Origin of the sequence: Pseudomonas sp. NY15364 (genome assembly GCF_048068235.1) — a bacterium.
GTDB lineage: Bacteria > Pseudomonadota > Gammaproteobacteria > Pseudomonadales > Pseudomonadaceae > Aquipseudomonas > Aquipseudomonas mendocina_D.
On the sequence record NZ_JBLUPX010000001.1, the window covers coordinates 200,648 to 221,397 of the forward strand.

Annotated in this window: 24 protein-coding genes; 11 read left to right on the forward strand and 13 right to left on the reverse strand. The window is 63.8% G+C overall.

Translation table 11 applies throughout. The features are described 5' to 3' along the window. Window positions 1-168: 168 nt before the first annotated feature. The 6 genes from ACNFCJ_RS00950 to lptM are packed head-to-tail and all read right to left on the reverse strand — an operon-like array spanning window position 169 to window position 4,749. Window positions 169-870 (reverse strand): HAD family hydrolase, encoded by a 702-nt coding sequence (locus ACNFCJ_RS00950; protein ID WP_416769251.1) that lies wholly within the window; start codon window positions 868-870, stop codon window positions 169-171. Continuing rightward, on the reverse strand, window positions 867-1,769 hold the full coding sequence (gene xerC, locus ACNFCJ_RS00955) for a tyrosine recombinase XerC (protein ID WP_416769253.1): 903 nt from the start codon (window positions 1,767-1,769) through the stop codon (window positions 867-869). Before xerC ends, ACNFCJ_RS00950 begins: the two co-directional genes overlap by 4 nt. A gap of 57 nt (window positions 1,770-1,826) precedes the next feature. Next, complete coding sequence (locus ACNFCJ_RS00960) at window positions 1,827-2,525, reverse strand: DUF484 family protein (protein WP_143507671.1); 699 nt, start codon at window positions 2,523-2,525, stop codon at window positions 1,827-1,829. Further along, a complete protein-coding gene (gene dapF / locus ACNFCJ_RS00965) occupies window positions 2,522-3,352 on the reverse strand; it encodes a diaminopimelate epimerase (protein WP_179575168.1) in 831 nt (276 codons plus the stop codon). The genes ACNFCJ_RS00960 and dapF overlap by 4 nt, the downstream gene beginning before the upstream one ends. A 10-nt stretch (window positions 3,353-3,362) precedes the next feature. Then, window positions 3,363-4,610 carry a diaminopimelate decarboxylase gene (lysA, locus tag ACNFCJ_RS00970; RefSeq protein WP_416769255.1) on the reverse strand — a complete coding sequence of 416 codons (1,248 nt, stop codon included), beginning with the start codon at window positions 4,608-4,610 and terminating at the stop codon, window positions 3,363-3,365. A gap of 13 nt (window positions 4,611-4,623) precedes the next feature. After that, window positions 4,624-4,749 (reverse strand): LPS translocon maturation chaperone LptM, encoded by a 126-nt coding sequence (gene lptM / locus ACNFCJ_RS00975; RefSeq protein WP_017361215.1) that lies wholly within the window; start codon window positions 4,747-4,749, stop codon window positions 4,624-4,626. Between the two features lie 170 nt (window positions 4,750-4,919). Here lptM and ACNFCJ_RS00980 point away from each other — a divergent pair, with 170 nt between their 5' ends. The 4 genes from ACNFCJ_RS00980 (at window position 4,920) to rnk (ending at window position 7,061) form a co-directional block, all read left to right on the forward strand. Then, window positions 4,920-5,957: an AraC family transcriptional regulator gene (locus tag ACNFCJ_RS00980; RefSeq protein ID WP_416769257.1), complete on the forward strand. Its 1,038-nt coding sequence runs from the start codon at window positions 4,920-4,922 to the stop codon at window positions 5,955-5,957. 68 nt (window positions 5,958-6,025) lie between these two features. Next, entirely contained in the window at window positions 6,026-6,358 is a 333-nt protein-coding gene (gene cyaY, locus ACNFCJ_RS00985; protein WP_003458550.1) for an iron donor protein CyaY, read from the forward strand. Then, the gene (locus tag ACNFCJ_RS00990) at window positions 6,348-6,536 is read left to right on the forward strand and encodes a DUF1289 domain-containing protein (protein ID WP_416769259.1); all 189 of its coding nucleotides are present in this window, start codon (window positions 6,348-6,350) and stop codon (window positions 6,534-6,536) included. The genes cyaY and ACNFCJ_RS00990 overlap by 11 nt, the downstream gene beginning before the upstream one ends. A gap of 117 nt (window positions 6,537-6,653) precedes the next feature. Then, a complete protein-coding gene (rnk, locus tag ACNFCJ_RS00995) occupies window positions 6,654-7,061 on the forward strand; it encodes a nucleoside diphosphate kinase regulator (protein WP_143507666.1) in 408 nt (135 codons plus the stop codon). An 85-nt stretch (window positions 7,062-7,146) separates the two neighbouring features. Here the strand turns inward: rnk and ACNFCJ_RS01000 are convergent, their stop codons facing one another. The 7 genes from ACNFCJ_RS01000 to argH all read right to left on the reverse strand — a co-directional run bounded on the left by ACNFCJ_RS01000 (window position 7,147) and on the right by argH (window position 13,868). Next, the gene (locus ACNFCJ_RS01000; RefSeq protein ID WP_416769261.1) at window positions 7,147-10,005 is read right to left on the reverse strand and encodes a class I adenylate cyclase; all 2,859 of its coding nucleotides are present in this window, start codon (window positions 10,003-10,005) and stop codon (window positions 7,147-7,149) included. Window positions 10,006-10,245: 240 nt separating this feature from the next. Next, window positions 10,246-10,500: a TIGR02647 family protein gene (locus tag ACNFCJ_RS01005; protein ID WP_099524712.1), complete on the reverse strand. Its 255-nt coding sequence runs from the start codon at window positions 10,498-10,500 to the stop codon at window positions 10,246-10,248. Continuing rightward, the gene (locus ACNFCJ_RS01010) at window positions 10,497-11,246 is read right to left on the reverse strand and encodes a substrate-binding periplasmic protein (RefSeq protein ID WP_416769263.1); all 750 of its coding nucleotides are present in this window, start codon (window positions 11,244-11,246) and stop codon (window positions 10,497-10,499) included. Before ACNFCJ_RS01010 ends, ACNFCJ_RS01005 begins: the two co-directional genes overlap by 4 nt. A 155-nt stretch (window positions 11,247-11,401) precedes the next feature. Next, a complete protein-coding gene (locus tag ACNFCJ_RS01015; RefSeq protein ID WP_179575179.1) occupies window positions 11,402-11,677 on the reverse strand; it encodes a hypothetical protein in 276 nt (91 codons plus the stop codon). 10 nt (window positions 11,678-11,687) lie between these two features. Further along, window positions 11,688-12,173 carry a GNAT family N-acetyltransferase gene (locus ACNFCJ_RS01020; RefSeq protein WP_416769265.1) on the reverse strand — a complete coding sequence of 162 codons (486 nt, stop codon included), beginning with the start codon at window positions 12,171-12,173 and terminating at the stop codon, window positions 11,688-11,690. Window positions 12,174-12,194: 21 nt separating this feature from the next. After that, window positions 12,195-12,437 (reverse strand): hypothetical protein, encoded by a 243-nt coding sequence (locus ACNFCJ_RS01025; protein WP_416769267.1) that lies wholly within the window; start codon window positions 12,435-12,437, stop codon window positions 12,195-12,197. Window positions 12,438-12,473: 36 nt separating this feature from the next. Further along, on the reverse strand, window positions 12,474-13,868 hold the full coding sequence (gene argH / locus ACNFCJ_RS01030) for an argininosuccinate lyase (protein WP_416769269.1): 1,395 nt from the start codon (window positions 13,866-13,868) through the stop codon (window positions 12,474-12,476). 232 nt (window positions 13,869-14,100) lie between these two features. On the opposite strand from argH, the gene ACNFCJ_RS01035 reads away from it, so the two are divergent. From ACNFCJ_RS01035 to ACNFCJ_RS01065, 7 genes are all read left to right on the forward strand, one after another. After that, entirely contained in the window at window positions 14,101-15,174 is a 1,074-nt protein-coding gene (locus ACNFCJ_RS01035; RefSeq protein ID WP_256833905.1) for a sensor histidine kinase, read from the forward strand. Next, on the forward strand, window positions 15,171-15,917 hold the full coding sequence (locus tag ACNFCJ_RS01040) for a LytR/AlgR family response regulator transcription factor (protein ID WP_099524679.1): 747 nt from the start codon (window positions 15,171-15,173) through the stop codon (window positions 15,915-15,917). Before ACNFCJ_RS01035 ends, ACNFCJ_RS01040 begins: the two co-directional genes overlap by 4 nt. Before the next feature lie 93 nt (window positions 15,918-16,010). Then, the gene (hemC, locus tag ACNFCJ_RS01045) at window positions 16,011-16,949 is read left to right on the forward strand and encodes a hydroxymethylbilane synthase (protein ID WP_179575184.1); all 939 of its coding nucleotides are present in this window, start codon (window positions 16,011-16,013) and stop codon (window positions 16,947-16,949) included. Next, a complete protein-coding gene (locus ACNFCJ_RS01050; RefSeq protein ID WP_416769272.1) occupies window positions 16,946-17,716 on the forward strand; it encodes a uroporphyrinogen-III synthase in 771 nt (256 codons plus the stop codon). The genes hemC and ACNFCJ_RS01050 overlap by 4 nt, the downstream gene beginning before the upstream one ends. Window positions 17,717-17,728: 12 nt before the next feature. Next, window positions 17,729-18,862 (forward strand): uroporphyrinogen-III C-methyltransferase, encoded by a 1,134-nt coding sequence (locus ACNFCJ_RS01055; protein ID WP_416769274.1) that lies wholly within the window; start codon window positions 17,729-17,731, stop codon window positions 18,860-18,862. Further along, entirely contained in the window at window positions 18,859-20,106 is a 1,248-nt protein-coding gene (locus tag ACNFCJ_RS01060) for a heme biosynthesis HemY N-terminal domain-containing protein (RefSeq protein ID WP_416769276.1), read from the forward strand. Before ACNFCJ_RS01055 ends, ACNFCJ_RS01060 begins: the two co-directional genes overlap by 4 nt. 151 nt (window positions 20,107-20,257) lie before the next feature. After that, window positions 20,258-20,749, forward strand: coding sequence for a disulfide bond formation protein B (locus ACNFCJ_RS01065; RefSeq protein ID WP_416769277.1), 492 nt, complete (start codon window positions 20,258-20,260; stop codon window positions 20,747-20,749). The last annotated feature ends 1 nt before the right edge of the window (window position 20,750 follow it).

The window sequence follows — 20,750 nt, forward strand, 5'->3', positions numbered from 1 at the left end:
CTGCAAGAACCCGCCCCTCGTGGCGGGTTTTTTGTGCCTATCATCCCGGGTTTCCCTGTTGGGCCGCCGCTGCGCGACGTCACAGATGGTGCTGTGGCGAGTAGGGTGCGCCGTGCGCACCGATCTTGTCGTGTATCAGGCGGTGCGCATTGCGCCCCCCTGTGGGCACTAGCGTGTCCAGCTACCCAGCAGCGCGGGCAACTCTGCCAGGCTGCTGATTTGTGCGTCTGGTGTGGTCTCGCCTTCCCAGGCTCGGCCCTGCGGGTTGAACCAGATCGCGCGCATGCCGGCTGCCTGAGCGCCAGCAATGTCATCGCTGGGGTGATCACCAATATGCACGGCGCGTTCGGCCGCTACGTCACCTGCGCGGCTGAGCGCTTCGCGGAAGGGTTTTGGATCGGGCTTGCCGATGCCCAGTTCTTCGGCGCACAGGGCGAACTGGAAGTAATCCGACAGGCCCAGGCGACGCACGTCGGCATTGCCATTGGTGATCACCCCGAGCATGAAGCGCTCGGCCAAGGACTCCAGTGTCGGGTGTACCTCGGTGAACAGTTGCACCTGATGGCGGGCGCTGAGAAACACCTGAAATCCCGCTTCGGCCAGCCCCTGTGCCTCGCTCAGGGGGTAGCCGGCGTCTTCCAGGGCGTGGAGCAGAATGCGCCGGCGCAATTCGCTGAGGCGATGCTTGAGCATCGGCTCGGCTTCCAGCAGGCGGCTGCGCACGGCCCATAGATGTTCGACCGGCACCGCGCCCAGGCGTGGCGCATGCAGTGCCAGCCAATTGCGCAGAGCGGCTTCGGCATCCTGCATCACCGGGGTGACGTCCCACAGGGTGTCGTCGAGGTCGAAGGTGATCAGTTCAATGCTCATTCGGAACCGCCTTTGCGCTTGGCGCGTGGATGGGCCTGGTCATAGACACTGGCCAGGTGCTGGAAATCCAGGTGGGTGTAGATCTGCGTGGTGGCGATATCGGCGTGGCCGAGCAGCTCTTGCACGGCGCGCAGATCCTGCGAAGACTCCAGCATATGGCTGGCGAAGCTGTGCCGCAGCATGTGTGGATGCAGGTGTTGACCCAGCTCGCGTACGCCGGCCTGGCGGACCCGCAACTGCACTGCACGCGGCCCGAGGCGGCGGCCCTGTTGACTGATGAATACCGCGCCGTCGCCAGGGTTGGCCAGTTTGCGCAGCGGCAGCCACTGCTCCAGCGCCTGGCGTGCCAGGCTGCCGACTGGCAGTTCGCGTACCTTGTTGCCCTTGCCGCGCACGCGCACCAGACCGGCGGGCAGGTCGAGGCCGTCGAGATCGAGCCCAACCAGTTCGGACAGGCGCAGGCCGGAGGAATAGAACAGCTCGAGCATGGCCTGGTCGCGGCGGGCGATGAAGTCGTCCTCGACTGCGCCGTCGAGCAGTTGCGCGCTGCGGTCGGCGTCCAAGGTGCGGGGCAAGCGGCGTTCGCGTTTTGGCGGGCTGAGGCCGGTGGCAGGATCGTGACGACACAGGCCTTCACGCAGCAGGTACTGATAGAGGCCGCGGGTGGCCGAGAGCAGGCGCGCCAGGCTACGGCTTGCCAGACCCTGCTGATGCAGGCTGGCGACCAGGCGGCGCAGGTTGCGTGTGTCCAGTCCGGCCCAGTCGCTCAGGCCTTCGGCTTCGCAGAATGTCCGCACCTTGTTGAGGTCGCGCCGATAGCCGTCGAGGGTATGCGCCGACACCTGGCGCTCGCGGCGCAGGTGTTCGATGTACGCGTCGAGGTGAGCTTCAAGTGTCACGTGCCGGCTTCCGAACGGGCCAATGGTGGATGAGCTTCGTCATCCACCCTATACGACCTAGCGTACCGAACGCAGCGGTGTGGAGAAACCGGGTACGACGCGTGCCAGTACTTCGGCGATATAGCTGAGGAACAAGGTGCCGAGCGAGCTTTTGTAGTGCTGTGGGTCGGCGCTTCCGATGGCCAGCACGCCATGCAGGCCCTGGTGGGTGAGGCTGACCACGGCGGCCGAGCCAACCTGCGCTGCGTCTTCCTTGCCGAAGAGGAATTCCAGCTCATGCGGGCGCAGCACGCCGCAGATGGTCTTGCCGCCGCTGAGCAGGCCGCCGACCTGTTGATGCGCTTCGGCCGAGCTGACCGAGCGACCGACCGGCAGCTTGTTGTCGCTGAACAGGATCAGACCGACGAAGGGCACCTGAAACTCGTGGCGCAGGCTGTCTTCGACCACGCCGACCACTTCTTCCAGGCTGCCGGCATCGAGTAGGTCGAGTACCAGGCGACGGGTCTTGTCGAACAGGCGATCATTGTCGCGCGCCACGTCCATCAGTTGACCGAGACGATGGCGCATCTCGATGTTGCGCTCACGCAGCAGCTTGACCTGGCGTTCGACCAGCGACACGGCATTGCCGGGCTGGTGCGGAATGCGCAGTTCGGCGATCAGTTCTTCATGGTCGATGAAGAACTCCGGGTGCAGGCGCAGATAGGCTGCGACCGTTTCCGAGTCGAGCGGTTTGGGCGAATCCTGCTGGTCGGTCATAGGCGAACCTGTCCTTCGTATACGCGGGCAGCGGGCCCGGTCATCATAACCGGCTGACCTTCGCCTGCCCATTCGATGGACAGTTTGCCGCCCGGCAGTTCCAGTTGCACGGGCGAATCCATCCAGCCCTGGCGAATCGCCGCGACCGCAGCGGCGCAGGCGCCGGTACCGCAGGCCAGGGTTTCCCCGGCGCCGCGTTCCCATACGCGCAGGCGTGCATGCTTGCGGTCGAGCACCTGCAGGAAGCCGACATTGACCCGCTGCGGGAAGCGCGGATGGTGTTCCAGCTTCGGCCCGAGCGTGTGCACCGGTGCGCTGTCGACATTGTCGACGCGTAAAACCGCATGCGGGTTGCCCATCGACAGCGCGGCGAGCTCGACGCTCTGGCCCTCGACGTCGACGCAATAAGTCAGCGCGGCCTGTTCGGCCTGGAACGGTACCTGCTCCGGCTGCAAGCGCGGTGCGCCCATGTTGACGCAGACCTGGCCGTCGTTCTGCACGCGCAGCTCGATGATGCCGCTCTTGGTCTCGACGCGAATGACCTTCTTGGTGGTCAGGCGTTTGTCCAGCACGAATCGGGCGAAGCAGCGCGCGCCATTGCCGCATTGCTCCACTTCCGAGCCGTCAGAGTTGAAGATGCGATAGCGGAAGTCGACGTCCGGGTGGCTCGGCGGCTCGACGATCAGCAGTTGGTCGAAGCCGACACCGACGTGGCGGTCGCCCCATTGCTTGGCATGTTTGGGCTGCACGTGGGCATGCTGACTGATCAGGTCGAGGACCATGAAGTCATTGCCCAGGCCGTGCATCTTGGTAAAGCGCAATAGCATGACGTCGCCCTCAGGCCGGCAGCAGGCTTTCGCCGGCATAGAGCTCTTGGACGGTCTCGCGACGACGTACTTCGTAAGCCTGCTCGCCATCCACCAGCACCTCGGCGGCGCGGCCGCGGGTGTTGTAGTTGGAGCTCATAACGAAGCCATAGGCACCCGCCGAGCGCACGGCCAGCAGGTCACCTTCGGCCAGCGCCAACTGACGATCCTTGGCCAGGAAGTCGCCAGTCTCGCAGATCGGCCCGACCAGGTCGTAGTTGCGCGCTTCGCCGTCACGCGGCTGTACCGGCGACACGTCCATCCACGCCTGATACAGCGCCGGGCGGATCAGGTCGTTCATCGCCGCATCGACGATGGCGAAGTCCTTGTGCTCGGTGTGCTTGAGGTATTCCACCTGGGTCAGCAACACGCCGGCGTTGGCGACGATGAAGCGGCCCGGCTCGAACACCAGTGACAGGTCGCGACCGGCCAGGCGCTTGCGCACGGCAGCGATGTAGTCGCCGGCCAGCGGCGGTTGCTCGTCGCGGTACTGCACGCCGAGGCCACCGCCCAGATCCAGGTGCTTGATGCTGATGCCGCGCGCGGCCAGCTTGTCGACCAGCAGCAGCAGGCGATCCAGGGCGTCGAGGAAGGGCTCGAGGGTGGTCAGCTGCGAGCCGATATGGCAGTCGACGCCGATCACGTCCAGGTTCGGCAGCTCGGCCGCGCGGGCATAGACCGCCTCAGCCTGCTCGATGTCGATGCCGAACTTGTTTTCCTTGAGGCCGGTGGAAATGTACGGGTGGGTGCCGGCGTCCACGTCCGGGTTGACTCGCAGCGAGACGGGCGCCTTGACGCCTAGTTCGGCAGCGACCTTCTGCAGGCGCTCCAGTTCGACGCTGGATTCGACGTTGAAGCAGTGCACGCCAACTTCCAGCGCGCGGCGCATGTCGTCGCGGCTTTTGCCGACGCCGGAGAAAACGATGCGGCTCGGTTCGCCACCGGCGGCCAGTACGCGCTCCAGCTCACCGCTGGAGACGATGTCGAAGCCGGCGCCCAGGCGCGCCAGCACGTTCAATACGCCGATGTTGGAGTTGGCCTTGACCGCGAAGCAGACCAGGTGTGGCATGCCGGCCAGAGCATCGGCATAGGCACGGTACTGCCCCTCGATGTGGGCGCGCGAGTAGACGTAGGTGGGCGTGCCGAAGCGCTGGGCCAGCGCGGACAAGGCGACGCCTTCCGCGAACAGCTCACCGTCGCGGTAGTTGAAGGCTTCCATGGTGCAGCTCCTGTCAGAGTTCGAAACGGTCTCGGCTGTTGCCGGCGTTGTCGTCGCCCGGCAGGTACAGCGGGCCTTTCTGACCGCAGCCGGCCAGCAGGCAAACGGCGGCGAGGAGCGCGAGGGTCAGTCGCTTCATGGGGCAGTCCTTGAAAATAAGCGTGAATTGCGCCGGAGTATACCGACCCCCTGCCACCTTGCCTATGCGCCCGGCGCCCGCCTGGCGGGGCGCCGGCTCGATTCGCGCGCATACGCCGAAGGCGTCCGTGCCTGCTTGGGTTAGCATGTGGCGAGTAACGAGGAGCCCCGATGGATAATCCCGCGATTCTGGCCGGCTCGGTCTCGGTCGCCTACCTGCAAGGCCTGATCGAGCACCTGCAGCGTCAGGGGGTAGCGCCCGACGCCTTGCTCGCCCATGCCCAACTGAGCCCTGAAGTCCTCAGTCAGCGCGATCAGCGCATCGCTGCCAGTGCCTATCTGACATTGCTGGGCGAGGGCGTGCGCCTGATCGGCGATCAGTACCTGGGTCTGCATCTTGGGGAGTCGGTACGGCCGGGCTATTACGGCGTGCTCGGCTACCTGATCATGAGTTGCGCCACCCTGGCTGACGCGCTGCACCGTCAGGCGCGCTACGCTTCGCTGGTTGGCAATCTAGGCCTGGTAGTGCTCGAAGACGAGCCTGCCCGGCCTGGTTGTGAACCGTTGGTTGCCCATAGCTGGCAGCCCTTGCTGGCTCAGCAGCAGCGGCAACTGAGCGAGGAGACCCTGGCCGGCTGGGTCAGTTTCGGGCGTTGGATCAGTGGCCTGGACATCGCGCCGACCGAAGTGCGCTTCCAGCATCCGGCGCCAGCGGATACCTCGGAGCACACGCGCATCTTTCGCTGCCCGGTGCTGTTCGATCAGCCCGATAATGCCCTGATCTTTCCCAAGCGCTTGCTCGCGGCGCCGCTGAACCAGGCCGACGCGCAGGTGCGTGGCATGCTCGATGCCTATGCCGATCGGCTGTTGGCCGAACTCAACCAGGGCAACAGCGTGCTCGATCGCGCGCGCCTGGAGCTGGCCCGCCAGTTGCCGGAGCAGGGGCCGGACCTGGAAGCCATCGCTGTCGCCCTGGCGTTGAGCCCGCGAACCTTGCAGCGACGTTTGCGTGAGGGTGGGCTGTCGTTCAGCCAACTGGTCGACGAGACACGTCAGCAGCTGGTGCTGCATTACCTGCGTGACCCGGCTCTGGAGCTGGCGGAAATCGCCTTTCTGGTCGGTTTCGGTGAGTCCGGTTCTCTGGCACGTGCATTTCGTCGCTGGACGGGAACGAGTCCGGGCGAGTACCGTCGCCACCTTTGCGTCTAGGCCGCTACCCCGGCCGTGCGATTTCGCCTATTTTTTCTGCAGTTGCTGCATCTTGTGAGGACACCCCGATGAGCCTGAGCGAAGCCCGCTTTCACGACCTGGTCGATGCCACCCAGCAAGCGGTGGAGGACATTTTCGACGACAGTGGTCTGGACGTCGATCTGGAGAACAGCGCCGGTGTGCTGACGGTACGTTTCGACAATGGCAGCCAGCTGATCTTCAGCCGTCAGGAGCCGATTCGTCAGCTCTGGCTGGCGGCGCGCTCCGGTGGTTTCCATTTCGACTATGACGAGGCCGAGGGGCGCTGGATCTGTGACACCAGCGACGAGCAGTTGGGCGAGATGCTGGTGCGCATCACCCTTGAGCAATGCGGCACCGAGCTGGAGTTCGATGAGCTCTGAGTCCAACGTGGCTTCGCCGTGCCGACGTCAGTGTTGCCTTGATGAGTATGAACGGTGCCTCGGTTGCGGTCGTACCCTGCAGGAAATTCTCGACTGGGGCACGGCCGACAACGCGCGGCGACGCTTGATCTGCCAGGCCGCCGAGCAGCGCTTGCGCGAGCGCCGGCAGGGCCGTTGACCCGGCAGTCTTGTTTATTTATCCGGCTGTGTTAGGGTCGGCAGAACATTCAGCAAAACCCCGCCTTCGGGCGGGGTTTTGCTTTTTACGGTTTAGGCGAGGAGAGCGCCCGACATCATGAACAGCACACCAACCATCACCATTACCCGCCTCGATATGCAGCGTCTGGAGCGTCTGCTTGACAGCCTGGACGAGTTTGGCCCTGGCGCAGAAGCGCTACAGGCCGAGCTGGATCGTGCCGAAGTGGTGGGGCACGATGAGGTGCCGGCCGGTGTGGTAACCATGAACTCGCGCGTGCACTGCCGCGAGGAGAGCAGCGGCAAGGACTACCACCTGACCCTGGTCTACCCGGAGGATGCCGGTGGCGAAGGCAAGGTCAGCATCCTCGCGCCAGTCGGCAGTGCCCTGCTTGGCCTGTCCGTCGGCCAACACATCGACTGGCCGGCGCCGGGCGGCAAGCAGCTCAAGCTGACATTGCTGGAAGTCGAATATCAGCCGGAAGCAGCGGGCGAGTACGACCGCTGACCGGTTTTTATGCAGGTAGCCCGTACCCGGGCGAGTGCAACCCTCAGGGCTTCACTGCCGGCGGCGGATTACCGATAGCGCTGTGTCAGGCCTGCTGCAGTGCCGCATTCAGAGCATTCTCCAGCTCGCTCTTGTAGCGCAGGTAGTGCACGGTCTGCGCCCGCTGTCCGGCCAGTACGGCAGACAGGTCGAGGTCGGTGATGTAGCAGGGGTAGCGTTCGCCACCGGCACGCTGAACGATGATGTGCTGTGCCACGGCGCGGTACAGTTCGCGACCGTATTCCAGTTCGGAAAACTCGCGGTGGTTGCAGTACAGCGTGACATGACGTCGGCGACCGTCGCCTGGCTCGACGATGGCCTGCACGTCGTAGAACGGATGGCTGACCTGCGACTCGGGCGCCGATCTGCGCTCGAGGTGCTGAGCGCGTAGTGGCGCCGCCGGCAGCAGTTGGTAGTAGATAATTTCCAATGGCGGCTGATTGTCGGCGCCATCGAGCGGCAACATGGCATTGCGCCGATACAGCAGTGATTGCAGGAAACGGTGGATCGGCGTCAGCAGGCTCTGCTCATCGCGAAATGGCAGGCGCCGGCGCCAAAGTGCATTGCGTTCATCGAGCAGGGTCAGTTCCGCTTCGCCGCTGGTTTCGTGCAGGCGGTAGAACACCTGGATGCACTGTGGGCGACCCATGGGCAGGATCAGCGCGAGGTCGTCGCCATCGAGGGCATGGCGGTCCAGATGCAGAGGGCTGTAGAGCTCCTGCTCGGCGCCAAGGTGCTCCAGCAGTGCTGGCAGATCGCCCAGAGCGGCGTGGCTGACCTGGCCAGGTGTCAGCTGCAACACGTGATAATGCTGGCGTATCTGCACCAGATAGCGTGCCTGTTGGCCGTCGGCATAGGCTGCGAACAGGTCTCGCAGCAATTCGTCGACGCGTTCGGTAATCGGCTGCGCACGGTTACGGCAGTAGCAACGCACCTGGACCTGCGGCAGCGGGTGGCCGGGCGGCACGCTGTTGAGCAGGTCGCGCAGGCAGTCGAGCAGGGCATCGGCACCGTCGTAACGGCTGACCTGCAGTTCGTTCCAGCTGTTGAGCACCACCTGGTCGAGGGTCAGCACCAGGTTCTCGCGTACCCCGGAATAGCCCAGCGCGTCGGTGCGGTCGGTGGTCATGTGCACGTTCATCTGGCTGTGCTGCTTGAGCGGGTCGACGCCGACATTGACCAGCAACAGCACCTGGCTGGGAGCGCTGGTGCGCAGCAGGGCGGCTTCTTCAACCGCCTGCTGGGGCAATGGGAAGCTCTGCTGCAGGCTGCCGATCAGGTTGGACAGCTCGTATTCGGTGAGGTCGCTGGCGCCGGGGTGCAGCGACAGGCGCGTGCTGCTGTCGATCACGCCGTTGCGATGGCACCAGGCGAGCAGTTCGATCAGTTCACGCGAGCGCTTCAGTGGCGCGAAGTCGGCCCATTCCTGCGCGCCCAGGCTGCCGTTGAACAGCGCCCAGAGGCGTTCGTTCGGCGCTTCGGGGCTGGGGTACTGGACCAGGGTCAGGGTGTCTTCGGCCAGGTCTGGAGCGATGCCGGGGTTGATGAACTCCACCTTGCCGGCCTTGCGCTCGAATGCCGCATACAAGCGCCTGCCCAGCACATTCAGGTCGCGGTTGTTCAGCGAGCTGCCAGCCTGGGCGCTGCGGGCAAATTGCGAGAGAAAGCGGTAGCTGTACGTTAGCTCGTTGACCAGTACGCGGCGCTCGGCCGCTACCTGGCGCACCTTCCACTGGCTGCGACTGTCGAGCACGGATAGCTGGCGGCTCTGCCAGCCCCATTCCGCAGTCAGGCGCTCCAGCAGCAGGCGCTGCCAGCTCTTGGCGCGGCCGCGTGTTGGCGGGCGACTGATCTTCTTGTTGACCTTCAGGTACAGGCAGCGGCGAATCAGCTCCAGTCTTTCCTGATCGCCGCGCGCGCTCAGATATTCCTCCAGGCGACGGTAGACGACGATGTAGGGATCGAGCTCGTCGAGGTCCAGGCGGCCTTCGAACACTGCCCGCTTGAAGCGCAGTGCGAGGCATTCGACCTTGGGATGCTCGCTGGCGTAGACCTCGGTGAGCAACAGTTTGAGCACCGACTTGTAGGGCGACTCGATACCCTTGTACAGCTGCCACATGCCGGCGCCGATGAACTCTTCTGGCGGAATGTGCGCCAGGTTGCCGAGGTCGAGCACATCTTCGTCGCGCACGAAGCGCTTGCTCAGCAGGGTGCGGCAATAGTCGTGGTAGCGCGTTTCCTCGTAAACCGGCACCAGCCACCAGAGTGGCGTACGACCGCCGAGCCAGATGGCGGTGCGGTAGAACTCGTCGAGCAGCAGATAATGCTGGGTGGTGCCGCAGTCGTCGGAGGTCAGTTGCGCCTCACGTGCGCCCTGGGTGAAGCGCTGCGGGTCGACCAGAAAGACGTGCACCTCAGCGCCCAGGGTGGCGGCCCAGCTTTCCAGTTGATCGCACTTCTTGCGCAGGTCATGCAGTTCCTGCGCCGTGAGATTGGGCGAATGGCACAGCCACAGGTCCATATCGCTCTGTTCGGCCTGCGCCACGGTGCCCAGGCTGCCCATCAGAAACAGGCCATGCAGCGGCGCTGCGCCCTGGCCACGACGGGGCTTGTAGACGAAGGAGCGGGTCAGTCGCTGGACTTCAGCGAGGCTGGCATCATCCGGTTCGAAGCCGCTGAGGCCCGCCGGTGTACTGGCCGACACATAGCCAGGCAGCAGCGGGTGATTGACGTGCAGCAGCAGCGGCAACAGCTTGAGGACCAGTTGCTGGCGTGTGGACAGCGCTTCCATGGCCCGCTGCAGGCGGCCCTGATTGATCTGCAGAAAGCGCGCGCGCAGTTGCGTCAGCACCTTGCGGTCGATGCCGTCATCGATATCGGGGCGTATTTCCAGCGTGCGCGTCATGCTCGAACTCTACTGCAAATGCGGCAAGCCTATCAGCGGTGGGCTCGCCAGTGCAGTGCCTTTGACGCTATATCGCCCGCAGCGCCGCTCACTGAAGAGCGGCCGGCTAATGCCGAGTGGATAAGGTTACCAACGCAGTCTGTGGCAAGAGCCCCCGGGCGAGGTGCTCAAAGTGCGCGCCACTTTGACTCGCGGCGCGGCACCGGGTGACTGAGCGGCATTAGTCGGCGGGCGATTGGATTAAGCGGGAGTGGCCTGACGGGTCGAGAGAATGGTCAGCAGCGCTTGCGCGTGTTCGGCGGCATCGATGCCCAGGCTGGTCAGGTAGCCGCCGTCGGCTTGGCTCACCAGGCCTTTTTCGTGAAGGCGGGTGATGGCACCTTGCGCCTTGAATGAAGCGTTGTTGTGTACCTTGAGCCCTTCCAGATGGTTGTCCAAGTTGTACAGCGCGAGGATTTCCAACTCGTCGATCAGGTCAGCGTTGAATGACTTCATGGTGACTCCGTCTTGTTGTTATGGCGTTCCTGCAGTGTAGAACCATGCGCGGTGCTCTGCCCATCAATGAGTTGCCAGTTGGCGAGAATTCGCTGGTAGGTGCCGTCCTGCCTGATCTGCCGCATGCCTGCGTCGAAGTCGCGCAGCAATGCTGCGGCCTGTGGATGATGGCGGGAAAAGGTCAGGTAGAGCTGTGGGCGATGCACCCTGGTCAGCGCCTTGAACTGGCCAGCCAGCTTGGGGTTGTCACGCAGCAGTGCTTCGGTGGTGCCGCGAAAGGCGATAACGTAGTCCACGCGGTCGCGCTGCAGCATGAGAAAGCCATTCATATCGCGCCGCACCGCAATGCGCTGGATATCCGCATAGCTGTCGAAGTACTCGCCGTAGGTGTAGCCGATGGTGACTGCCACGCGCTTGCCACGGATGCTGTCGAGATCATCAATCAGCGCATCCCCTGCATGACCCCAGAGCAGGATGTCGTCGCTGAACAGCACCTCCTGCGGCAGCAGGAACTCCGCGCGGATGTGTGCGTCAGGTGTGGTGTTGAAGCAGCCTGCCAGACTGCCTGAACGCACCAGCTCCATGCAGCGCGAATAGGGGTAGGGCGCCAACTCGACGGACGTTTTGCTGGCGCTGAACGCTGCGCGGACGATGTCTGCCGACATGCCCTCGATCTTGTCATTACGCAGGGCTGTGTAGGGATACCAGTCATCCTCGGCACCAATGCGCGGCGTTTCGGCTCGCACGACGCTGGCTCCGCTCAAACAGAGGGCGCAGATCAGCAGGGCGATGAGTCTGGGCAGCGTACAGGCCATCGAAGGCGGTACCTTCTCGGTCGGGATTGATGGTGACAGTAGCAATCTGCCTGCCAGTCCGACCAGTGGCCTGAGTCAATCCATCTTCAGTTTTCTTCCGGCAGCTCCGGCAGGGCGCGCAACGCTTGCTCGTACCAGGCGCCATCGAAGGGGCGGTCCTCGCGCAGCATGGCATCGATTTCATGAGCCAGGACCAGTGCCATCAGCTCAAGAATCTCTTCGCGCTCGTAACCGACCAGCGTCAGCTTGTTGTATACCGCCTTGGCGGCTGCCGGTTCGCCGCTTTCCAGCTGATTCTCGATGGCCTGGATCAGGGTGGCCTCTGCGAAGCCTTCGTCTTCTTGGTCGTTGTTTTGGCTCATGTTCGATTCCTCATTGATTGTCGGCAGCGAAATCCAGCAAGGCCTGGTCGGTCAGGCGATAGCCGATCCATTCGCTTTGCGGGCGTGCACCGAAGGATTCATAGAAGTCGATGGCCGGAGTATTCCAGTCCAGCACTGACCACTCGAAGCGGCCGCAGTCGCGTGCGACTGCCAGTTGTGCCAGGTGGCGCAGCAGCGCTTTGCCAGCGCCCAGGCCCCGTGCTTCAGGGCTGACGTAGAGATCTTCCAGATAAAGACCGTGTTTGCCCAGCCAGGTGGAGTAGTTGAAGAAATACACCGCGTAACCGATGGGCTGGCCGTCGTTTTCGCAGATCAGGCCGTAGGCGGTGCTGCCCTCGGCGAACAGGCTATCGCGGATACCGGCGGCATCGGTCTTCACCTCGTGCTCGGCCTTTTCGTAGATGGCCAGGTCGGTGATGAAGCGCAGGATCAGCTCCGCGTCGTCAGGGGTGGCGGGGCGGATGTCTATAGGCATGGAAATGTCTCGTGGCAGCGTTTAGCTGTATGTGACGGTCAGCCACGTCAGGGGCAGGCCAACCAGGCAGATGAAGCCAAATGTGGCGACCCAGGCGCTACGTGCGCCCATCGGGTCGGCCACGCGCAGCGGCAGGCGCGGATAGCGCCCTAATGTCAGCAGTCGTAGTGCCAGCCAGCCGGTCGTGTAGAAGACGTAGCCGATGATGATTTCAAGCGCGATCTCGGCAAGTAGCGCCAAGCCGCGCGGCAGTAATTCAGGCATGGGAACTCCTTTTCCCTGTTTTCTCCAACGCGTCGTTTAGCGGCTAGCCAGCAGTTCGCGACCACGTACCACCGCAGCACGGACCTGATTCGGTGCGGTGCCGCCGATATGGTCGCGAGCGCCGACCGAGCCTTCCAGGGTCAGCACGGCGAATACATCGTCAGTGATCTGTTCGCTGAACTGGCGCAGTTCGTCCAGGCTCATCTCGGCCAGGTCCTTGCCGGTCTGCACGCCGTATTTCACCGCGTGCCCGACGATCTCGTGGCAGTCGCGGAAGGGCAGGCCCTTGCGTACCAGGTAATCGGCCAGGTCGGTGGCGGTGGAGAAACCGCGCAGTGCCGCTTCGCGCATGATTTCGCGCTTGGGCTTGATCGCAGGCACCATGTCGGCGAAGGCGCGCAGGCTGTCGCGCAGGGTGTCGGCGGCGTCGAACAGCGGTTCCTTGTCTTCCTGGTTGTCCTTGTTGTAGGCCAGCGGCTGGCCTTTCATCAGGGTCAGCAGGCCGGTCAGGGCACCGAATACGCGGCCGGTCTTGCCGCGCACCAGTTCGGGCACGTCTGGGTTCTTCTTCTGCGGCATGATCGAGGAGCCAGTGCAGAAACGATCCGGCAGGTCGATGAACTGGAACTGGGCGCTGGTCCACAGCACCAGCTCTTCGGAGAAGCGCGACAGGTGCATCATCGCCAGCGAGGCAGCGGCGCAGAATTCGATGGCGAAGTCGCGGTCGGAAACGCCGTCCAGCGAGTTGCCGCCAACAGCGTCGAAACCGAGCAGTTCGGCAGTGATCTCGCGGGCAATTGGGTAGGTGGTGCCGGCCAGTGCGGCTGAGCCCAGCGGCATGCGGTTGGTGCGTTTGCGGCAGTCGACCAGGCGCTCGTAGTCGCGCGCGAGCATCTCGAACCAGGCCAGCAGATGGTGGCCGAAGGTCACTGGCTGGGCGGTCTGCAGGTGGGTGAAGCCGGGCATGATGGTGTCCGCTTCGGCCTCGGCCAGACCCAGCAGGCCCTGCTGCAGGCGGGTGATCTCGGCCAGGATGACGTCGATCTCGTCGCGCAGCCACAGGCGGATGTCGGTGGCCACCTGGTCGTTACGCGAGCGGCCGGTGTGCAATTTTTTGCCGGTGACGCCGATGCGGTCGGTCAGGCGCGCCTCAATGTTCATGTGCACGTCTTCCAGATCGACGCGCCAGTCGAACTGGCCGGCTTCGATCTCGCCCTGGATCTGCTTGAGGCCGTCGATGATGGTGTCGCGCTCGGCATCGCTGAGTACGCCAACCTTGGCCAGCATAGTGGCGTGGGCGATGGAACCCATGATGTCGTGGCGGTACAGGCGTTTGTCGAATTCCACCGAGGCGGTGAAGCGGGCGACGAAGGCGTCGACAGGCTCGCTGAAGCGGCCGCCCCAGGATTGGTTGGTTTTTTCGCTGCTCATGATTTGGGCTCGGAATCGGGCGGGCCAGGTTGGCGGCCAGCATGGCGGACAAAGTGCGTCGATAATAACAGGGTCGGCAGGCGTTTCGACGTGTCGAGTTAGCCGTCAGGCAGGACGCAGTGGTGTCGGCTGCTTCACAAATCTGTCGCGAAGGTGGCATTTCGGTGCTTTATTTTGTCCGGCTGGAGCCGTCTGGCTTGCCGGCTAGCAGGGCGACACGGAAACTGCGTCGATGCATACAAAATCGCTTGCCAAGAACAAACGTATCGACGACTTCTTCGTCCCGGAACTGTGCCAGCCGGAAGCCCTGCTGAGCATGGTGCTGCTGGCTGAGCTGCTGGTACTGGTGCTGGTGCTCGCCGAACCGATGACGCCGGGTTTCGACTGGGTGCGCCTGGCCCTGACCTCATTGTTCGTGCAGTGGATTGTGCTGCTGTCGGCTGCAGTGCTATGTCGATTACGGCCCTTGCTGGCGCGCCTGCCCCCGGCGCTGGCTGGCGGCCTGTGCTGTGTGCTGGTGGTGCTGCTGACTCTGGGTTGTACGGCGGTGGCCGACTATTACGAGCTGGGCGGGCCGCTGCCACGCAGTGGTGAAGTGAATCTTTATCTGCGCCATGCGTTGATCAGCCTGATCATGTCCGCACTGCTGCTACGCTATTTTTATCTGCAGAGCCAATGGCGTCGGCAGGAGCAGGCCGAGTTGCGTGCCCGTATAGAGTCGTTGCAGGCGCGGATTCGCCCGCATTTTCTGTTCAATAGCCTCAACAGCATTGCCAGCCTGGTCACGCTCGATCCGTACAAGGCCGAGCAGGCGGTGCTGGATCTGTCGGATCTGTTTCGCGCCAGCCTGGCCAAGCCCGGCACGCTGGTGCCGTGGAAGGAGGAACTGGAACTGGCGAAACGATATCTATCGATCGAGCACTATCGGCTCGGCGAGCGACTACAGTTGCAGTGGGAGGTCGAAGGTGTGCCGGAGGATCTGCCGATTCCCCAGCTGACCCTGCAACCTCTGTTGGAGAATGCGCTGATCTATGGCATCGCGCCGCGTATCGAAGGCGGCCTGGTGCGGGTCGAGGCGGATTACCAGGATGGTGTGTTCAGCTTGTGTGTCAGCAATCCGTATGAAGAGCGGGGCGAGCAGCATCCATCACGGGGTACGCAGCAAGCGCTGAGCAATATCGATGCGCGCCTGGCGGCACTTTTTGGGCCGAAGGCGAGTCTCAGCGTGGAGCGCCGTGACGGCCGTCACTACAGCTGTCTACGCTATCCTTGTGCGAGACTCACGCAGGAAGCCAGAGCAATATGAATGTCCTGATCGTCGATGACGAACCCCTTGCCCGCGAGCGCCTCAGCCGTATGGTCGGTGAGCTCGAGGGTTACCGGGTCCTGGAGCCCGCCGCCAGCAATGGCGAGGAAGCCCTGACCCTGATTGATAGTCTGAAGCCGGATGTGGTCCTGCTGGATATCCGCATGCCCGGTCTAGACGGCCTGCAAGTCGCTGCCAAATTGTGCGAGCGCGAAGCGCCGCCAGCGGTGATTTTTTGCACGGCTCATGACGAGTTCGCTCTCGAGGCCTTCCAGGTCAGTGCAGTGGGCTACCTGGTCAAGCCTGTGCGCCCTGAGAGTCTGAGCGAAGCGCTGAAGAAGGCCGAGCGGCCCAATCGGGTGCAACTGGCCGCGCTGACTCGTCCCGCTGCGGAGACTGGCGGTGGTCCGCGTACTCATATCAGTGCGCGAACCCGCAAGGGCATCGAGCTGATCCCGCTGGATCACGTGGTCTACTTCATCGCCGACCACAAGTACGTCACTCTGCGTCATGAGGGTGGCGAGGTCTTGCTGGATGAGCCGCTGAAGGCGCTGGAAGACGAGTTCGGTGATCGCTTCGTGCGCATCCACCGCAATGCACTGGTGGCGCGTGAGCGTATCGAGCGTCTGCAGCGCACCCCGCTCGGACACTTCCAACTGTTCCTCAAGGGGCTCGACGGTGACTCGCTGGTGGTCAGCCGCCGCCATGTGGCCGGTGTACGCAAGATGATGCAGTCGCTGTAGCGGGTCGCCGGCTGCGGCCTATGGCCGCCTCCTTCCGCCGGCGCCGGGCGAGCCTGTTATGATTTGCGGCAATCGGTTTTCTGGAATTGCCTCATGTCCCGCGAAATTCGCATCGCCACCCGTAAGAGCGCCCTGGCCCTGTGGCAGGCCGAATATGTCAAAGCCCGTCTGGAGCAGGCCCATCCGGGCCTCAAGGTCAGCCTGGTGCCCATGGTCAGCCGCGGCGACAAGCTGCTCGACGCGCCGCTGGCGAAAATTGGTGGCAAGGGCCTGTTCGTCAAGGAACTGGAAACCGCACTGCTGGAGAACGAAGCCGACATCGCCGTGCACTCGATGAAGGACGTGCCGATGGACTTTCCCGAAGGGCTGGGCCTGTACTGCATCTGCGAGCGTGAAGACCCGCGCGACGCCTTCGTTTCCAATACCTACTCCAGCCTTGATGCACTGCCCGAGGGCAGCGTGGTCGGCACTTCCAGTCTGCGCCGTCAGGCGCAACTGCTGGCGCGTCGGCCGGACCTGAAAATCCAGTTCCTGCGTGGCAACGTCAATACCCGGCTGGCCAAGCTCGATGCCGGCGAATACGACGCCATCATTCTCGCCGCCGCCGGCCTGATTCGCCTGGGCTTCGAAGATCGCATCCGCAGTTCGATCAGCGCCGAGGACAGCCTGCCGGCCGGCGGCCAGGGCGCCGTGGGTATCGAGTGCCGCAGCGCCGACAGTGACGTGCATGCTTTGCTGGCACCGTTGCATCACCGTGAAACCGCGCTGCGCGTTACTGCCGAGCGTGCGCTGAACAAACATCTCAATGGCGGCTGCCAGGTTCCCATCGCCTGCTATGCCCTGCTCGAAGATGACCAGCTATGGCTACGCGGTCTGGTCGGCCAGCCTGACGGCGGCCTGTTGCTGCGCGCCGAAGAACGTGCTGCCAGTGGTGATGCTGAAGCACTGGGGGTGCGTGTCGCCGAGGCGCTGCTGGCGCAAGGGGCCGATGCCATTCTCCAGGCCGTTTACGGTGAGGCCGGTCACTCTTGACTGCATGGCGCTTGCTGCTGACCCGTCCAGCCGAGGATTGTGCAGCGCTGGCGCAGACCTTGGGTGCGCAGGGCGTGTACAGTCACTGCATGCCGCTGCTGGCCATCGAAGCGCTGGATGAGACGCCCGAGCAGCGCGAGGTCTTCGCCACATTACAACGCTACTCTGCGGTGATCGTGGTCAGTAAACCGGCGGCTCGCATGGGGTTGCGGCTCTTGGCTCAATATACGGCGCAGACGCCTGACCTGCCTTGGTTCAGCGTCGGCGCTGCCACCGCGGCTGTGCTCGCCGAACAGGGCTTGCGCGTGCACTTTCCTGATTCGGCCGATGACAGCGAAGCGCTGCTCGCTCTGCCTGCGCTACACCAGGCGATTGCCACGGCATCTACGCCGCGTGTTCTGATTCTGCGTGGCGAAGGTGGCCGAGAATTCCTTGCCGAAAGCTTGCGCGGCCAAGGCGTGACGGTCGACTATCTGCCACTGTATCGCCGTGTACTGCCGCAGTACGCGCCGGGTGAGCTCGGCCAGTGCGTGCGAGCGGAACGCCTGAACGGCCTGGTTGTCAGCAGTGGGCAGGGTTTCGAACATCTGCTGCAACTGGCTGGCGATGACTGGCCAGCGTTGGCTCGGCTACCCTTGTTCGTACCCAGCCCGCGCGTTGCCGAGCAGGCGCGCAATGCGGGCGCGGAAATCGTTGTGGACTGTCGCGGCGCCAGCGCCGCGGCCTTGCAGGCAGCGCTGGAGCAGTTTCCGGCTGCCGCCCTCTAAAAGGACGGATACGTGAGCGAAGCATCCACCCCGAACACGCCAGAAGATAAACCGGCCAGCGAAGCCGTGAAACCCACACCTGCACCGCCACCGGTGAAGGCACCACGCAGTGGCGGTGGCAGCGGCCTTGCCGCATTCGCCCTGCTGATTGGCCTGGCTGGCGCCGGTGCTGGCGGCTGGAGCCTGTGGCAACTGCATGCAATGCAGAGCAGGGACCTGCAGCAGGCCGAAGACCTGCAGCGCACCCGTGACGACAGTGCGAAGAAAGTGGATGAGCTGGCCCAACGCCTCGACTCGCGTCTGTCAGCCCTGCCCAGTGCGGCCGAGCTGGACGAGCGCCGTCGCCTGCTGGCCAATCTGCAGAGCGATCAGCAGCGTCTGAGCCAGCGCCTGGAAAGCGTGCTCGATGGTAGCCGCCAGGATTGGCGCCTGGACGAGGCCGAACACCTGCTGCGCTTGGCCACCTTGAGATTATCTGCGCTGCAGGACGTCGCCAGCGCTGAAGCGCTGGTACTGGCCGCCGATGAAATCCTCCGCGAGCAGGATGACCCTGCCGCCTTCGCCGCCCGCGAGCAACTCAGCCGTAGCCTGGAAGCGCTGCGCACCACGGCGCGCCCGGATCGCGTCGGCCTGTTCCTGCAACTGGGCGCCTTGCGTGAGCAGGCAGCAACCCTCAATCCCCTGGCGCCGACCTTCGAAGGGCAGGGCGATGTGCTTTCCGATCTGGCAGCCGAAGGCGATGGCAGTGCCTGGTGGGGCGAGTGGGTGAAGAAGCTTTCGGAGTACTTCCGTATCGAATTCGATGCCGATCGCAACGTGCGTCCGCTGCTGTCCGGGCAAAGCCTGTCGCAGGTGCGCCTGAGTCTGTCGCTGGCGCTGGAGCAGGCACAGTGGGCCGCGCTGCATGGCCAGGCCGGTGTCTACCAGCAGTCATTGAAGCAGGCCGAGGAAATCCTCGACGCCCACTTCAATCTGGACAATCCGGACAGTCGCGCCCTGCGCCAGCGCTTCAAGGAACTGGCCGATGCCAGCATCGAGGTCAAGGTGCCGGACCTGAGCGACTCGCTCGATGCACTGCAGGCGTACCTGCAACGTAAACAAGCGCAACGTCGGCAGGGGGCCGCCACGGCCGAGGAGGCGCAATGAGACGCCTGATCTGGCTTTTGCTACTGCTGGCCGTCGCAGTCGGGTTGTATCTGCTCAGCCTGGCTATCGAGGCCGACCGCGGCTATGTGTTGTTCGCGTATAAGGGTTTCCGTTACCAGTCCGGCCTGTGGGCATTCCTTGGTCTGCTGGTGGTCGTCGTGGTGTTGTACTACCTGATCAAGTGGACGTTGCGTCTGTTGCTCAGCTCGACGCGACTGGCCAACCCGTGGTCGCGTCTGCACCGCAATCGTCGCGTGCGCCTGGCGTCCGAACAGGGCATGCAGGACCTGGCCGAAGGCCGCTGGGCGCGCGCGCAGCGTCAGTTGACCCGCGCCGCCGAAGCCGACAGCCGACCGTTGATGTATTACCTGGGCGCAGCACGGGCTGCCAACAAGCTTGGCCAACACGAGCAGAGCGATGCCCTGCTTGAGCGCGCACTGAGCAAGCAGCCCCAAGCTGAGCTGGCGATTGCCCTGACCCACGCTGAGCTGCAACGCAATCGTGGCGACAGTGAGGCTGCGTTAGAGACCCTGCAGGCGATGCGCGAGCGCCATCCGGGCCATCATCTGGTGTTGCGCCAGCTACAGCGCCTGTATTTGCAGCGTCAGGACTGGTCGGCACTGCTTGGCCTGCTGCCTGAGCTGCGCAAGGAAAAGGCCCTGCCTGCCGCCGAACTCGACGAGCTGGAGCGCGAGACCTGGCGCGGTCGTCTGGCCGATGCCGGGCAGCTAGGTCAGGGTGACGGTGAAGCCGCACTGCAGCCGCTGACCCAGGCCTGGCAACAGCTTTCTTCACCGCTGCGTCAGGAACCTGAGCTGATTGCCACCTACGTCGAGCAATTGCGTCGGCTGGGCGCACAGGAAGAGGCCGAAGAGGTTTTGCGTGGTGCGCTCAAGCGTGGTTACGACAGCCGTCTGGCGCGCTTCTATGGCGTGCTGCGTGGCGCCGATCCGGCGCGTCAGCTGCAAACCGCCGAACTCTGGCTCAAGCAGCATCCGCAGGACCCAGCCTTGCTCTTGACCCTGGGCCGTCTGTGCCTGCAGAACCAGCTGTGGGGCAAGGCGCGCGATTACTTCGAGACCAGTCTGAAGATCGAGCGCCATCCGGAAACCTGTGCCGAACTGGCGCGTCTGCTGGCGCAGTTGGGCGAGCTGGAACGCAGCAATCAGCTACTGCTGGAGAGTCTTGGCTTGCTGCATCAAGGCTTGCCTTCTCTGCCTCAACCAAAGGGCGTCAGCGCTTGAATGACTGCGGCCGAATGCCGCGGTAGGTTTGGTATGCGGACGGAGGGGCGTTCCAGCATGATGAACAGCCGACTCTGATTCACGGGGCGCCTTGAAAGGCGCCCTCGCTTTCCTCTACCGTACGGCCCTCGATTTCCCTCCCGGAGCCATCATGCACTTGGCCAGTCCGCGTCCCCTGTTTTTCCTGGCATTCATCGGCTGCGTATTGCTGATGGCGGCTGCGCTGTACCTGGAACACGTCGTTGGGCTGGAGCCCTGCCCGATGTGCGTGCTGCAACGCATCTGCGTGGTGCTGTTCGGCGTGGTCTGCCTGGTCGCTGCGATCCATGGGCCAGGCAGCGTAGGGCGCCGCGTTTACGCGGTACTGGCACTGCTGTTCGCCGGCGCTGGCGCCGCCACCGCCGGCCGGCAGATCTGGTTGCAGAGCGTGCCGGCCGATCAGCTTGAAGCCTGTCTGCCCAGCCTCGAGTTCATGATGGAAGCCCTGCCGATGCAGGACATCGTGCGCCTGGTGTTCCAGGGCAGCGCTGACTGTGCCGAGGTGAAGTGGACGCTGTTCGGTATGAGCATCCCCGAGTGGAGCCTGCTGGGTTTCATCGGCATGCTCGGGTTCTGCCTGTTCCAGCTGCTGCGTCGCGATTGAG